The sequence below is a fragment of the Bacillus sp. TL12 genome (genome assembly GCF_022625245.1).
Taxonomy (GTDB): Bacteria; Bacillota; Bacilli; order Bacillales; family Bacillaceae_G; genus Bacillus_A.
In genome coordinates, this window is sequence record NZ_JAJJBY010000002.1 from 193,130 (window position 1) to 208,212 (window position 15,083).

The following is a 15,083-nucleotide window of genomic DNA, read 5'->3' on the forward strand; positions in this document are numbered from 1 at the left end:
TTCACATGGATGGATGCTGTCAAATTATCTTCCTGCTTTATACCAAGTAAAACCAAAGAATGAACACGAGAAAAGGTCATCTTTTGTTTTTATGGCACCGATTTATATGTTGGAAAATCAAAATAGATTTGTATGATACTTACTGAAAATTTGAATATGGTGTACAAAATACAAGAACGTAATTTTACCTGCACTTTTTGCCGAATGCTGATACAATAAAGGATGTTACTATTTAGTAGAAAGAGTGGTAAACATGTTAGATTGGATGAAAAAGCTGTTTAACAAAGAGGAACATCAGGAAGAAAAAACAGCGATGAATAAAGAAGTACCGAAGAACACTGAAAGTAAGCCGAAAATTCCTCGTGTAAACCACTACACTGCAGCAAGAGAAGCGCAAATGGCTAGTCGGAATTCAGGTGTGAAATGCCGATTTCCGTTAGTGCCTGATGATGGATTCGATGAGGAGAATGTGGAAGAATCAACACATGTTGAAAAGCAGCCACTGCCGAGAGTAACAAACATGGAGAGGCGCGGACCGAGATATGTAGAAGAACCTATTCATACATTTGTCCCTCAACAAGCTGAACGAGAAATTGAGCCAGAGCCGTTCATACAAAAAAAATCTGTACCAACACAAGAAGGAAATCGAAGACCATTTCGCCCAACCGAAATGATTTCACCGATCTTTGGATATAAACGTCCGTCTATGGAGAAAGAAGAAGTGAAGACGGAAGAAAAAAAGCAGGAAGATCTTGAAATATCGGTTGAAGGAAAATCAGTTGTCGATGCATGGCTAGAGAAAAAAGGATACTCACTTGCCGATTTCTCAGACGAATCCTTTGTTCCTTCTAAGAAGCAGGATGAAAATCTAAATCATCAACAACAAGAAAGTAAAAAAGAGGAAAAATCCGTTGTTGATCAGTGGTTAGAGAAAAACGGTTACGATTCTGAACGTTCACTTACTTCGTTAGAAGAGCAAGACAAGGTAGATATCGCTGCAGACTTGCGTCCATTTGCAACTGATGGCTTGTTACATAAATCAGTTGGACAGGGTAATGAAAAAGAAGAACATAATGCTCAAAACGTACAGGTATTTGGACAAGAGCCGGATGTAGTGGTGTTATCACAAGATGATAACGAAGGAAATGAAGAATCTCTACAAGGTCAATTACGAGACTCTACTGTAGAGAACATCAATACAACGTCAACGGAAGAAATTGAATATAAGAAAGAAACAGAAGAATGTTCAGTAGAGAACATTGTATTGAAAGAAAGTGTTATTGAAGAAGAACTTGAAACAACGCCGAAAGTAGAAGCAGTAGAAGAATCTGAAACAATGCCGGAAGTAGAAGAAGTGGAAGAACCTGAAACAGTGCTGGAAGTTGAAGCAGTAGAAGAACCTGAAACAGCGCCGGAAGTAGAAGAAGTGGAAGAGCCTGAAACAGCACTGGAAGTAGAAGAAGCGGAAGAATCTGAAAGAACGCTGGAAGTAGAAGAAGTGGAAGAATCTGAAACAATGCCGGAAGTAGAAGAAGTGGAAGAATTTGAAACGGCGCCGGAAGTAGAAGAAGCGGAAGAATCTGAAAGAACGCTGGAAGTAGAAGAAGTGGAAGAATCTGAAACAATGCCGGAAGTAGAAGAAGCGGAAGGATCTGAAAGAACGCTGGAAGTAGAAGAAGCGGAAGAATCTGAAACAATGCCGGAAGTAGAAGAAGTGGAAGAAGCTGAAACAATGCCGGAAGTAGAAGAAGTGGAAGAAGCTAAAACAGCACCGGAAGATGAAGTGGTAGAAGAACCTGAAGAAGTATGGGGTGTTAAAGCAGAAGAGACTACTCAAGTAGTAGTGGAAGAAGCTGCTGAACAAGAGAAATTTGTTTCTAAAGTAGAAAACGATAGTTCTGAAATAGCTTTAGCGACGGATGAGCATACGAAAGAAGCGGTTCAAAACTTTGCAAATGTACTAATTGAAGAGACAGAAGGAAAGCAAGAAGTTACTTCGGAGCAGATTATTGCTAAACAAAAAGAAGAGCCGAAGCGCGAGAAAAAGCGCCATGTACCGTTTAATGTTGTGATGTTAAAGCAAGACAGAAGAAAGTTGATGGAGAGACATGCGGTTAGAACGCAAGCACCACAGACTCCTGTAAAACAAGCTGAAGAAACTTCGAAAGTGAACATGCAACCTGTACAACGAGTTGAAGTAGAAGAGAAACCAGTAGAGCAGGTTGTAGTGGAAACTCGAGTAGAAGAGAAACCAGTAGAGCAAGTTGTAGTGGAAACTCGAGTAGAAGAGAAACCAGTGGAGCAAGTTGTAGTGGAAACTCGAGTAGAAGAGAAACCAGTAGAGCAAGTTGTAGTGGAAACTCGAATAGAAGAGAAACCAGTAGAGCAAGCTGCAGTGGAAACTCGAGTAGAAGAGAAACCAGAACAGCAAATGAAAGTAATGGCACCTGTTGCAAATGAAGGAGTACAAGAAAAAGCATACGTTGTAGCAAAAAGAGAGAATGATATGCGTAATGTACTGCAAACACCACCGGAATATACAATGCCACCATTAACATTATTGACGATTCCGGCGCAAGCGGCGTTAGATAATACAGAATGGTTAGACGAACAGAAAGAACTATTAGATACGACGTTTAATAACTTCCATGTTGGGGCTCATGTTATCAATGTTTCACAAGGACCGGCTGTAACCCGCTTTGAAGTACAACCTGATCCAGGTGTGAAAGTAAATAAAATTACAAACTTAAGCGATGATATTAAGCTGAGTTTAGCTGCAAAAGATATTCGAATTGAAGCACCGATTCCAGGGAAAAGCGCAATCGGAATTGAGGTTCCGAATAAAGAGAGTAAGCCGGTATTTCTAAGGGAAATCTTGAGAAGCCCCGTGTTTACGAAGAGTGAATCCCCGCTTACAGTTGCACTTGGACTTGATATTTCTGGAGAACCAATTGTAACGGATATTAGGAAAATGCCACATGGACTGATTGCTGGTGCGACTGGTTCAGGGAAAAGTGTATGCATTAACGCGATTTTAACGAGCATTTTATATAAAGCAAAACCACATGAAGTGAAGCTGATGTTGATTGACCCGAAAATGGTTGAGCTTGCACCATATAATTCTGTTCCACATCTTGTAGCACCTGTTATTACCGATGTAAAAGCAGCTACAGCAGCGTTAAAATGGGCTGTAGAAGAGATGGAACGCCGTTATGAATTGTTTGCGCATGCTGGCGCGCGTGATTTAAATCGTTATAATACAATTGTGAGCGAGCAGGAAGTTCCAGGTGAGACATTACCATATATCGTCATTGTGATTGATGAGTTAGCTGATTTAATGATGGTTGCTCCTGGCGATGTTGAGGAAGCAATTTGTCGTATCGCTCAAAAAGCACGTGCTTGTGGTATTCACTTATTAGTTGCAACGCAGCGTCCATCTGTAGATGTTATTACCGGATTAATTAAATCAAATATTCCAACGCGTATTGCGTTTACAGTATCCTCTCAAGTTGATTCACGTACAATCATTGATATTGGAGGCGCGGAAAAATTACTGGGCCGCGGTGATATGCTATTTTTAGGAAACGGTACGTCAAAACCTGTTCGTGTGCAAGGTGTATACGTATCGGATGATGAGATTGAAAAAACAGTTGACCACGTGAAAAAACAAATGAAGCCAAATTATTTATTTAAGCAAGAGGATTTATTGGCAAAATCAGAGCAGCATGAAGCTGAAGATGAACTGTTTTTTGATGCATGTCAATTTGTTGTAGAACAAGGGGGAGCGTCCACATCTTCTGTACAGAGAAAATTCCGCATCGGTTATAATCGCGCGGCACGTCTTATTGAAGAGATGGAAGCACAAGGGATTATTTCTGAAGCACGGGGAACAAAACCGAGGGATGTCCTTATTTCAGAGGATGAGTTTGCTGCGATGCAGGAAACGAATGTATAGGAAGCGGTTTTGCTGTATACTAAGAGAAAATGTTGGATAGTAAGGTAGGGAGTAAACGACATGAAAGAAATTGAATTAAAATTAAAAGGTGAAATCAATCGACTAACAAATAAAACGTTTAAATTTGATGAACGAGTTGGGGAAGGCTGGTTCTCTGCCGTTTACTTTTTAAAAACTCGTGACATTATTCAAGAATTTCGCCCGAAAAGTGTTGTGACAATGCAATTTTTCCAAAAAGAGCATGCGGTACTTTGCGGAACAGATGAAGTATTAGCATTGTTACAAACATTTGCTGCACATCCTGAAGAACTTGAAATTCATTCTTTAAAGGATGGGGACAATATTAATCCATTTGAAACGGTTTTAACAATTACAGGGCCTTATGAATATTTCGGGTTTTTAGAAGGTGTAATTGATGGGATTTTAGCTCGTCGTACATCTGTTGCAACAAATGTATATAACGTTGTACAAGCTGCTCGTAGCGGTGAAAAAGAAAAACCTGTTATTTTCATGGGAGACCGTGATGATCATTATACACAGCAAGCTGGTGACGGATATGCTGCTTATATTGGTGGCATGAGTGCACAGGCAACGCATGCTATGAATGAATGGTGGGGCAAAAGTGGAATGGGGACGATGCCTCACGCATTAATTCAAATGTTTAATGGAGATGTTGTAGAAGCTGCGAAAGCATATCACAAAAAGTTTCCAGAGGACGATCTCGTTGTACTGATTGACTATAACAATGATGTTATTACAGATGGGCTTCGTGTTGCACGCGAATTCGGTTCAGAATTAAAAGGTGTCCGCATTGATACATCACGTACAATGATTGATCAATATTTCATTCGTCATCCAGAAGTGCTTGGAACATTTGACCCACGTGGCGTCAATCCATCACTTGTTTTTGCTCTTCGTAAAGCGCTTGATGAAGAAGGATTCCAACACGTAGATATTGTTGTAACTGGTGGATTCGATGAAAAACGTATTCGTGAATTTGAAGCACAAAATGTTCCTGTAGATCTATATGGAGTAGGAAGCAGTTTATTAAAGATGAACATTGGTTTTACAGGTGATAATGTAGAATTAAATGGAAAACCAGAAGCGAAGGCTGGACGTAAATATCGTCCAAATCCACGTTTAGAGCGTGTTCAATTAGAAAAAAGAGAAGAGATGTAAAAACTTGAAAAACTGATAGGTGATTGACCCTATCAGTTTTTCTGTTATCATAGTATAACGGATTGTTTTTTGCTATAATAGGTTTGTTATGGACATGAAAGAAGTACGTATGTGTTTATCTCGACTGGTGATAACAGATTAAAGTTTCACCGTATCGGGAAATGTATGATGATTACCAAAATAAGAAAAGATTCATATACTGTCTTATAGATAGGCCGTTATATTAGTTCGAAATGTTGGAGGTTCTTTAAGATGACAGTTTACCATTTTGTAGGAATTAAAGGAACAGGAATGAGTTCATTAGCACAAATTCTTCATGACATGAAGCATACTGTTCAAGGTTCTGATTTTGAAAAGCGTTTCTTTACACAAACAGCATTGGAAAAGCGTGGTATCACCATCCTTTCTTTTGATAAAAACAATGTAAAAGAAGGACAAGTGATTATCGCCGGAAATGCATTCCCTGATACGCATGAAGAAATTGTAGCGGCGAAAGAGTTAAATCTCCCAGTACACCGTTACCATCACTTTTTAGGGGACCTTATGAGTAAGTATACAAGTGTTGCTATAACAGGTGCACACGGAAAAACATCAACAACTGGTTTGTTAGCCCATGTAATGCAAGGTGCACACCCAACATCTTACCTTATTGGAGATGGAACAGGGCATGGGGTAGAAAATAGTAAGTATTTTGTGTTTGAGGCATGTGAGTATCGTCGTCATTTCTTGTCTTACTATCCAGACTATGCAATTATGACAAATATTGATTTTGACCATCCAGACTACTTTACAGACATTAATGATGTGTTTAGTGCATTCCAAGAGATGGCGCTTCAAGTGAAAAAAGGAATTATTGCATGTGGTGATGATGAAGAACTTCAAAAAATTCAAGCGAAAGTACCTGTTATTTTCTATGGATTTGGTGAAGATAATGATTTCCAAGCACGTAACATCCAAAAGAGAACAGATGGTACTGTATTCGATGTATTCGTTCGTAATACGTATTATGAAACGTTCAAAATCACAGGATACGGCAATCATAGCGTCTTAAATGCACTAGCAGTTATTGCGCTTTGTCATTATGAAAATGTTGATGTAGAAGCAGTAAAACATCAATTAACAACGTTTGAAGGTGTAAAACGTCGCTTTAATGAAAAGCCGATGGGAGAACAGGTCATCATTGATGATTATGCACACCATCCGACAGAAATTAACGCAACGATTGAAGCAGCTCGTCAAAAACATCCAGAGCGTGAAATTGTCGCTGTATTCCAGCCGCACACATTCTCACGTACAGAAAAGTTCTTAGATGAGTTTGCAGAAAGCCTAAGCAAGGCTGATCAAGTATATCTATGTGATATTTTTGGATCAGCACGTGAAAACAAAGGTGACTTAACGATTCAAGACCTGCAACAACGTATTGATGGTGCAGAATTAATTACAGATACAACAACGGATGTATTAAAGAAACATAAAAACGGCGTTCTTATTTTTATGGGCGCAGGTGATATCCAAAAATTCGAAGCAGCTTACGTGAAAGAAGTGCAAGTTGCGGAGAAGTAATGAGATGAAAGAGACGTGCAGCGGTGGCTGCACGTCTTTTTTTATTTATGTATTGACCTAGAGTTAACTCTAAGTTGTAAGATGAAAATGTGAAAAAACAAGGGGGAGATAACATGTATAAGATTGGTGAAGTAGCAGAGTTAACAGGGATGAGCATTCATACACTTCGCTATTATGAAAAACTGGGATTATTACCACCACCGACACGGAATAGTGGCATTCGTCAATATACAGAAGTAGATGTACGCTTATTGAAATTTTTGTACTCGTTAAAACAAACAGGAATGTCACTAGAAGAGATAGCAGAGTTTGCAAGTGACGGTTGCATTATAGAAGAAATTAAGCAAAGAAAAGAAGAAGTACCAGCTAAAATAAAAAAACGTATTTCGATTTTAACGGTTCACTTGGAACGATTAAAAGAGCAGCAAGAGCAATTACAACGTGTAATAGAACTAACAGAGAATAAATTAGAGGTTTATTATGGTTTTTTAGAAGGCAAAGCCTTGGAGGAAGACAATGAAAAATAAAGTGTATGTTCAGTTGTTAGGCTTTGCAATATTTACTGGTGGGACATTCAATGCTTCGAAATACGCAGTACAATATTTTTCAGCGGTTCACATTGCGGCATGGCGTTTTGGAGTAGCTGCTCTTGTAATGCTATGTATTTTAAAGATAAGAAAAAAATTTGAGTTAGAAGTATGGAAACAAAATATTGGCTATTATATTTTACTCGGCATAGTTGGGGTATTTGGTTTTAACTTCTTTTTCTTTTTAGGAATGAAAAATACGGAGGCTATAAACGGCTCGCTTATTATGGCGACGAATCCACTTGTTACAACGATATTGGCCAGTATAATTTTGCACGAAAGAATTGTAAAACGCCAAGCTATCGGAATGTCATTTGCATTGCTTGGGGTTATTTTTGTTATTACGCAAGGGTCGTTTTTGGTCATACAAAATTTAGCTTTTTCAAAAGGAGATTTCTACATTTTATTAGGGAATATTTCTTGGGCTTTATACGGTGTGCTAGGAAGAAAGTTTATTAAGGGTGGTACTCCGATACAAACAACCACATATACAATGACTGTTGGAGCACTTGCTTTCATTATGGTCTCTTTCATGCAAAAGAGTGTAGCGCCTATTTCAGAAATTCCTCTACTAGCATGGCTATCAATCTTATTTATGACGGTTGGAATGAGTGTGCTTGGTTATCTTTGGTGGAATAAAGGAGTCGCGAAAATTGGAGCAGCAAAAACATCTTTGTTCTTTAATTTAGTTCCCGTTGTTACGATGTTTATTTCTTTTGTGGAAGGAGTAAATATAACAATCCTGCAATATTTAGGAATGATTTTAGTTATTACGGGTGTTTTATATTCTTCCGGTTTTCTTACTATAAAAACGAAAAAAGAGAGTGTGAATATATAAATCTTAACATTCCCTGATTCGAAGTGTTAGAATAATAAGAAATTAAAAAGGGGGATGGAGAAATGTTCACACTTCACGTTGATGATGAAATCGAACTTCAATTACTAGAAAAACATCATAAAGAAGAGTTATATCAATTAGTAGATCAAAACAGAGAGCATTTAAAAAGATGGCTTCCATGGGTAGATGGCACAAAATCAGCTGATGCATATGACGAAATTCTTCCGATGTGGTTGAAGAAATTTGCGGATGGAAACGGTTTTGAGACAGGTATACGTTACAAAGGAAAGCTCGTTGGAATGGTTGGTATTCACGAGGTGAACTGGGCTAAGAAAGCAACAAGTCTTGGATACTATCTTGCAGAAGAAGCAGGCGGAAAAGGAATTATGACACGAAGTGTAAAAGTGGTACTTCGTTATGCGTTTGAGGATTTAAAATTAAACAAGATTGAAATCCGTTGTGGGGTAGAAAACAAGAAAAGCCGTGTGATTCCAGAGCGACTTGGTTTTAATTTAGATGGTATTTTGCGAGATGAAGAATGGCTATATGATCATTTTCATGATCTTGCGGTGTATAGTTTATTGGCTTCAGAATGGAAGGAGATCCAATGAGCCATATGAGTTGCATTCATTTTAATGGAGGGACCAACAAAGAATATTGCTGAATAAGGCGTTTCATAGTTTGTGAAAGCTGGAGATTAAAGTAGTCTCTAGCTTTTTTATCGTATCAAATGGTATAATTTGGTTGAGAGGTGATAATATGAACTTTCCTATCCAAAGAAGTACACCCATTATGATTTTTGTAAGTGTAATGTTAATTCTTATGGTTGTTTGGCCAATCGGAATGCTCATTATGGACAATGGAAACTGGGGATCAGCACTGATTGGGATGGCAATTTGTCTTATTGTAAATGTACCGCTTGTTTGGGATGTATTTATTAAAAAGCACACCGTAGAAAATGGTGTACTTAAGTACGGGATATTAAATGATGATATTGTCCTATCTGATGTGAGAGTTGTTCGCCAAGTTGGAAAATCCCTCGAACTGACAACGAATCAATATAAAGTGCATATGATTGCCATGCCGCGAAATAAGGAAAAGCTGTTGCTGCTTATTCAAGAAGCAAATCCGTATGTGAAGATAGATATGAAAGCATAAATGGGGTGAGCAATGAAACATTTCAGACTGTTATTTTGTTTTGAATTATTGATGGTACTGGTCGTTTGTGTTAGGGGATATGTTCGCTGGGGATGGCCGTTGTATGTATCGATAGGTGTAGGCATTTTAGCAGTTGTACTTTTGTTTTATTATCATGTTCGTCAGACTCGACCGAAGGAAAAGAGAGTGGAGAAATACAAGAAGAGCCCTCCTATTTAGAAGGAGAGCTCTTCTTTGTTTTATTTTAAATTCTCAGGATTCAACGCTTCTAATTCAGATACAACAAATCGTCCATCTTTACGAATCAATACGTCATCGAAGTAAATTTCGCCGCCGCCGTATTCAGGGCGTTGGATGCATACTAAATCCCAGTGGATGTTAGAGTTGTTGCCGTTCCATGCATCGTCGTAAGCTTGTCCAGGAGTGAAGTGGAAGCTGCCGTCGATTTTTTCATCAAATAGGATGTCGCCCATTGGATGTAAGATATACGGGTTTACACCGATTGCAAACTCACCAACGTAACGTGCGCCTTCGTCTGTATCGAAGATTTTGTTAATGCGTTCTGAATCGTTTGCAGTTGCTTCAACGATTTTTCCATCTTTAAATGTCAGTTGTACATTTTCAAATGTATAGCCGTTATATGGTGATGGTGTGTTGTAAGAAACTGTACCATTAACAGAATCGCAAACTGGTGCAGAGTATACTTCACCATCTGGAATATTTAAATGACCAGAGCACTTAATAGCTGGAATGTCTTTAATAGAGAATGTTAAGTCAGTTCCAGGGCCAACTAGGCGAACTTTATCTGTTTTATTCATGAGTTCAACAAGGTTGTCCATTGCTTTGTCCATTTTACCGTAATCTAAGTTACATACTTCGAAGTAGAAGTCTTCAAATGCTTCCGTGCTCATTTTTGCAAGCTGTGCCATAGATGCATTTGGGTAGCGAAGCACAACCCAGCGTGTTTTTGGAACACGGATGTCTCTATGAACTTTTTTACCAACAGTTTGACCGTGGATTTTCATGCGTTCACTTGGAACATCAGCTTGTTCGTTAATGTTATCGCCAGAGCGTAGACCGATGTAAGCATCCATATCCTTCATTACGCTTGCTTCATACGCAGCGATTTGCTCGAAATGTTCTTCAGTAGCCCCCATCAATAAAGAGCGGTCAACTTGATGATCTTTTAATGAGACGAATGGGAAACCACCAGCTGCATATGCTTCTTTTACAAGTGCAGTTACAAGTTCTTTTTGTAAGCCAAAGTTTTCAATTAATACTTTTTCACCTTTTTGTAAACGAATGGAATAGTTAATTAAATTATGTGCTAAAGTTTCGATACGTGGGTCTTTCATATGTAAAAGCCTCCCTACTAATTATGTATCCTTTTTTATTGTACCCTAATTGGTGGTATTTGTTTAATGATTTATGTTACAGTTGACGAACAAGTATGAAAATTCTTGCGTCCTCATAAGGATTAGAACGAAACGGAAAATGATTGTATAATAGGAGAAAGTATGAAAAAGATAAAGGAAGTGATGAAATGCAAATTCTTTTATACGTAAGTGCAGCTATAGCTGCCATTGCTTTTGTAATTTTAGTGATATATACATGTAGAACATTATTATCATTGCAGAAGACGTTAGAAAATGTTGCAAGTACATTAGAAGGCTTAGAGAAGCAAATGCAAGGGATAAGCGTAGAGACAGAACAATTATTACATAAGACGAATGCATTAGCTGATGATATTCAGCAAAAATCTCAGTCGTTAAATAAAGTAGTAGAAGGCGTAAATGGAATCGGAACAACAATTCATTCTTTAAATACGAAACTGCGCAATGTATCGGATTCTGTAACAAATGAAATCGAAAATAATGCAGACAAAGTAGCGCAAGTCGTACAATGGAGTAGTGCAGCGATTGAAGTGTATAATCATTATCGCACGAGTAGACAAGAGAAAAAGTTAGAAAAGGCCGAGAAGAAATTAGAGAAGACAGAGAAAAAAGAGAAGCGCTCTAGACTTCCGATTCGTATGAGGGGTGAATAACGTGAGCATGACGAAGATTGAAACAATAGAAGAGTTTGACGCATTATTAGAAACGGCGGAACCATATATTCTTTTTAAACATAGTACAACATGCCCAATTAGCCAAGGGGCATACGCAGAGTTTGAAGCGTATTGTCAGGAGGCAAAAGAAGCACCTGCTTATTATTTATACGTGCAAGATGCAAGAGAGGTTTCGAATCGTATTGCAGAGCACTTTGGTATTAAACATGAATCACCGCAAGTGCTATACATAAAAGATGGTATGGCGGTATGGCATACATCGCATTGGAATATTAAGAAGCAAACTTTAGAAGAGAACATTAAATAAAAGAGAGAGTGAACGAAAAGATTTTCTTTAAGTTCACTCTCTTTTTATTTTTCTTATTTTTTGTTTGCTTTATAGTTATTTAAGAATTTTTGTGCTTTGTCTGAATCAGCTTTCAGCTCATTTCCTGTTTTTACAATTGGGCTAACGGTAGAAATAGCTTTAATTTTTTTGTTTTGATAGAAATTTAAGATTTCATCTTGATTGATAGAGTAAAGAATAGCTTTTCGTAAGTCTTCACTTTTTGAAACTTCGCGATTTGCTGTGTTAAATAGTAGATAGCTTACACCATTGCTCTCAATATTTTGTAGTGCTAATTTGTTATCACTTTTGATAAGATCATGTTTTGTTTCTGGAACACCGGAATACAAATAAATCTCGTTGTTGCGTAGCGCAGAAAGTGCACTATCTGTGTCCTTAATGAATCGAAGTGTTACATTTGAAATTTTCGGTTCATGCTTCGTTCCTTTTAAATAATTGGGGTTCTTTTGGAAAATTGCTTCGTAATCATTCTTATATGAAAGAATATATGGACCGCTTGCATACAGCGTGTTATTGTATTTATTTCCATCTGTAACTGTATTTTGATCACCGTAAGGAATGTCTTTATTTACATCAAATGAAGCTACATCATAAGTATTGATACTCTCTACTTGTTTTTTAGAAACAATACCTGCGGATTGGTGAGCTAAATAGTTTAATACTTGTGGAAAAGGTGTTGTAGTTGTAAGTTTCACAACTTGATATTTCCCTTCCTTGTTATTTGCTTGTTTTTTGTCAGTTACGAGCTCTGTAATTTTTGCAGTTAATCCCTTTTCAAGCTCTTCTCTCACTGATTTACTATTACCAGATTGTTTCACTTTATCGAGTGTGCTAAGGTCTGTAACAATTTCTGCATTTTGAATATGTTCATGTAAACTATATGTGCGGTGATCGGGAACAGATTTTTTATCTTTTGCTCGATTCAGTGAGAAAATCACATCATCAGCTCCTACACGTTCACCAGTATCTTCTGCCTTTTTATTCGAGATTTTTGAGAAATTTATATCATCTCTAAGTAGGAAGTAGTATTCTGAATTCCCTTCCGCCATACTGTAGTTATGAGATAAAGAACCCTCTGATGTGATTTTGTCATTATCTGTAAGGTTGATAAGTCGAACATACATATTTGTATTGATCATATTAATAGAGCCATCATTACCTTTAATAGGATCAAGTGATGTTAATGTTGAAGCAGTTTGCGTAAGAACAAGAGGTGCTGTTTCACGTTTACTAGTGTCTTTGAAATCAATTGATTCCCATACGAGAGCACGAGATTTTGCCAATCTTACTGAATCCTTATTTAAAATATCTTTATTGATAGCTTGTGTTTTCAATGATGTGTAAAGCGGTACAATATAGGCTTTATTAAATACAAGACGTTGTTCTAATTGTTTGTACGTATTTACATATTCTTTTGGAGTCTGTGTGCTCGCTTTATCGATTAGTTTATCGATTTCTGTATCAGCTAGTATGCTGTAGTCTCCACCTGTTTTGAATAAGGAACGTACTGCGTAATCAGGATTACCGGTAACTGTAGTCCAACTAGATAACGCGACATCATAGTTACCCGCATTTTGCTGTGCTTTGAAACTTCCATAATCGGGTTGGATGTTTAATTTCACTTTGAATCCATTTTTGGTAAGTTGATCTCGAACAATATTAATGTCAGTTTCACTGCCACTTTGGCCAAGAATTTCGATTTCCACTGGATTTTTATCATCGACTACGTTAGTTTTCTTCTTTTCTTTTTCTGCCACTTCTGATTTTGTATTTAAAGAGCATCCTCCTATTAACAATACAGATGTTAGCAGGAGAGAAGTTAAAACTTTTTTCACAATAAATTCCTCCTCAAAGTATAAGATAGATTTAATCTAATTTTGGATCTAGTGCATCTCTCAAGCCATCTCCTAAAAAGTTGAAGGATAAGACAAGAGCAATGATGGCAAGACCTGGATATATTGCCAAATAGGAATGAGATTCAAGGTATGTGCTTCCGATCTTCAAAATGTTCCCCCACTCTGGTATGTGCGGTTCGACACCTAATCCTAGGTAGCTTAAGCTACTTGTAGCAATGACTGCTCCACCAATTGTAAGGGTCGATTTAACAATCATTGGTGCAAGTGAGTTAGGGACAATATGCTTAAAAATAATAGAAAAATTATTTAATCCGTATGCACGTGCGGAAAGTACATATTCATAATTTGATACCATCATTACATTTGCTCGCATCGTGCGGGCGTATGTTGGGATGGAGCCTATGCTGAGTGCTACAATTAAATTTGTTGTATTAGCCCCAAAAGCAGCGACTATTGCGATCGCTAATAGAATACCTGGAATTGCATATAAGATATCTAGAAGTCTCATAATAATATTGTCTGTACGATGACCGTAATAGCCGGATAGTGCCCCTAAAATACCGCCAATAACTACAGGAATGATTGTAGAGATTAAACCGACAACTAGTGAAATACGAGCCCCAAATACAATTCTGGAAAACAAATCTCTTCCGAAATCATCTGTTCCGAATGGATAAGCAAGACTTGGAGCCTGAAGAATAACATTATAATTATTTTCGACAGCCATACCGTAGTCGAATGTTAAATAGCTACATATAGAAATAGAAAATATAAAAACGATAAAGAAAAGTCCTAGCATAGCTGTCGTATTCTGCGTGATTTTTTTCCAAATACTATCCCATTGCATGATTCTGGATTTATCGCTACTGTAAATTTTCATAATCAAATTTATCCCAAGTAATAGAGCGAAAAGGTTACCTGTTATAGCTGTAAGTAAAAGAGGAATGGCTATGTAGGTGAACCAAGGTGCTAGTTTATTATTTTGTACATATTTTGCTACTAGTAAAAGTGCGATTAGTTGGAATATTAAGACTAAAAGTAGTATAAACATCGATGAAAGAAATGTATCCGCAACATAAGGTTTAAACAGGTTAAGTGCTGATAACACAATAATAAGGAGCTGTGTAAGAAACATGTATACAGCGAATGTATATTCAAGTGTTTTTTCTTTTTTTATTAAATGGAATGCAGCAATAGTAATAAAGATATTACCGACGAAAATACTAAAAAGTTGTATGTAGCCCAGTATCCTCGTCTTATTTTGTACATAGCCTAAATTAAGAAGATCATGCTTAACTTTAAGTGTGATAATAAATTGTAAGCATGTAAATAGAATGTAGGCGATAAACGTACCGAATATATATATATTTAATGTTTGTTGGCTAAAGTCATAGATATTTAGGCCTAGAATAAAAGTGAGTGCGAAAGATAGAATGCCTGCGAAACTAGCTTGTGTGTATTCTGGGAGAGAATGTAGAATTTGTGCCTTTTGATGATTTTTTATTGATTTTATGGTCTTGAGCATGAATACAC

13 protein-coding genes are annotated in these 15,083 nt (G+C 37.3%); 10 read left to right on the plus strand and 3 right to left on the minus strand.

Annotated features, from left to right (window positions below):
* Positions 1-253 precede the first annotated feature (253 nt).
* The 8 genes from LOK41_RS02960 (at position 254) to LOK41_RS02995 (ending at position 9,499) form a co-directional block, all read left to right on the plus strand.
* Positions 254-3,955 (plus strand): DNA translocase FtsK, encoded by a 3,702-nt coding sequence (locus tag LOK41_RS02960; protein ID WP_241815122.1) that lies wholly within the window; start codon positions 254-256, stop codon positions 3,953-3,955.
* Between the two features lie 60 nt (positions 3,956-4,015).
* A complete protein-coding gene (locus LOK41_RS02965; RefSeq protein WP_174100205.1) occupies positions 4,016-5,134 on the plus strand; it encodes a nicotinate phosphoribosyltransferase in 1,119 nt (372 codons plus the stop codon).
* Between the two features lie 252 nt (positions 5,135-5,386).
* The gene (gene murC, locus LOK41_RS02970) at positions 5,387-6,697 is read left to right on the plus strand and encodes a UDP-N-acetylmuramate--L-alanine ligase (protein ID WP_241815123.1); all 1,311 of its coding nucleotides are present in this window, start codon (positions 5,387-5,389) and stop codon (positions 6,695-6,697) included.
* Positions 6,698-6,810: 113 nt separating this feature from the next.
* Positions 6,811-7,224 carry a MerR family transcriptional regulator gene (locus tag LOK41_RS02975; RefSeq protein ID WP_241815125.1) on the plus strand — a complete coding sequence of 138 codons (414 nt, stop codon included), beginning with the start codon at positions 6,811-6,813 and terminating at the stop codon, positions 7,222-7,224.
* Positions 7,214-8,122, plus strand: coding sequence for a DMT family transporter (locus LOK41_RS02980; RefSeq protein WP_241815127.1), 909 nt, complete (start codon positions 7,214-7,216; stop codon positions 8,120-8,122). The genes LOK41_RS02975 and LOK41_RS02980 overlap by 11 nt, the downstream gene beginning before the upstream one ends.
* Positions 8,123-8,184: 62 nt before the next feature.
* Positions 8,185-8,733, plus strand: coding sequence for a GNAT family N-acetyltransferase (locus LOK41_RS02985; protein WP_241815129.1), 549 nt, complete (start codon positions 8,185-8,187; stop codon positions 8,731-8,733).
* 148 nt (positions 8,734-8,881) lie between these two features.
* Positions 8,882-9,280 carry a PH domain-containing protein gene (locus LOK41_RS02990; RefSeq protein ID WP_241815132.1) on the plus strand — a complete coding sequence of 133 codons (399 nt, stop codon included), beginning with the start codon at positions 8,882-8,884 and terminating at the stop codon, positions 9,278-9,280.
* A 12-nt stretch (positions 9,281-9,292) separates the two neighbouring features.
* Entirely contained in the window at positions 9,293-9,499 is a 207-nt protein-coding gene (locus LOK41_RS02995) for a hypothetical protein (protein WP_241815133.1), read from the plus strand.
* 20 nt (positions 9,500-9,519) lie between these two features.
* Here the strand turns inward: LOK41_RS02995 and LOK41_RS03000 are convergent, their stop codons facing one another.
* On the minus strand, positions 9,520-10,635 hold the full coding sequence (locus LOK41_RS03000; RefSeq protein WP_241815134.1) for an aminopeptidase: 1,116 nt from the start codon (positions 10,633-10,635) through the stop codon (positions 9,520-9,522).
* Between the two features lie 143 nt (positions 10,636-10,778).
* Here LOK41_RS03000 and LOK41_RS03005 point away from each other — a divergent pair, with 143 nt between their 5' ends.
* Entirely contained in the window at positions 10,779-11,327 is a 549-nt protein-coding gene (locus tag LOK41_RS03005; protein WP_241815135.1) for a DUF948 domain-containing protein, read from the plus strand.
* A 1-nt stretch (position 11,328) separates the two neighbouring features.
* Positions 11,329-11,655 carry a bacillithiol system redox-active protein YtxJ gene (gene ytxJ, locus LOK41_RS03010; RefSeq protein ID WP_241815139.1) on the plus strand — a complete coding sequence of 109 codons (327 nt, stop codon included), beginning with the start codon at positions 11,329-11,331 and terminating at the stop codon, positions 11,653-11,655.
* A 53-nt stretch (positions 11,656-11,708) separates the two neighbouring features.
* Here the strand turns inward: ytxJ and LOK41_RS03015 are convergent, their stop codons facing one another.
* Positions 11,709-13,529, minus strand: coding sequence for an ABC transporter substrate-binding protein (locus LOK41_RS03015; RefSeq protein WP_241815141.1), 1,821 nt, complete (start codon positions 13,527-13,529; stop codon positions 11,709-11,711).
* A gap of 31 nt (positions 13,530-13,560) precedes the next feature.
* Positions 13,561-15,075: an ABC transporter permease gene (locus tag LOK41_RS03020; RefSeq protein WP_241815142.1), complete on the minus strand. Its 1,515-nt coding sequence runs from the start codon at positions 15,073-15,075 to the stop codon at positions 13,561-13,563.
* Between the last annotated feature and the right edge of the window lie 8 nt (positions 15,076-15,083).

Coding starts and splice junctions, on each gene's coding strand:
- LOK41_RS02960 (WP_241815122.1), top strand. CDS start 254: ATGTTAGATTGGATGAAAAAGCTGTTTAACAAAGAGGAACATCAGGAA.
- LOK41_RS02965 (WP_174100205.1), top strand. CDS start 4,016: ATGAAAGAAATTGAATTAAAATTAAAAGGTGAAATCAATCGACTAACA.
- murC (WP_241815123.1), top strand. CDS start 5,387: ATGACAGTTTACCATTTTGTAGGAATTAAAGGAACAGGAATGAGTTCA.
- LOK41_RS02975 (WP_241815125.1), top strand. CDS start 6,811: ATGTATAAGATTGGTGAAGTAGCAGAGTTAACAGGGATGAGCATTCAT.
- LOK41_RS02980 (WP_241815127.1), top strand. CDS start 7,214: ATGAAAAATAAAGTGTATGTTCAGTTGTTAGGCTTTGCAATATTTACT.
- LOK41_RS02985 (WP_241815129.1), top strand. CDS start 8,185: ATGTTCACACTTCACGTTGATGATGAAATCGAACTTCAATTACTAGAA.
- LOK41_RS02990 (WP_241815132.1), top strand. CDS start 8,882: ATGAACTTTCCTATCCAAAGAAGTACACCCATTATGATTTTTGTAAGT.
- LOK41_RS02995 (WP_241815133.1), top strand. CDS start 9,293: ATGAAACATTTCAGACTGTTATTTTGTTTTGAATTATTGATGGTACTG.
- LOK41_RS03000 (WP_241815134.1), bottom strand. CDS start 10,635: ATGAAAGACCCACGTATCGAAACTTTAGCACATAATTTAATTAACTAT.
- LOK41_RS03020 (WP_241815142.1), bottom strand. CDS start 15,075: ATGCTCAAGACCATAAAATCAATAAAAAATCATCAAAAGGCACAAATT.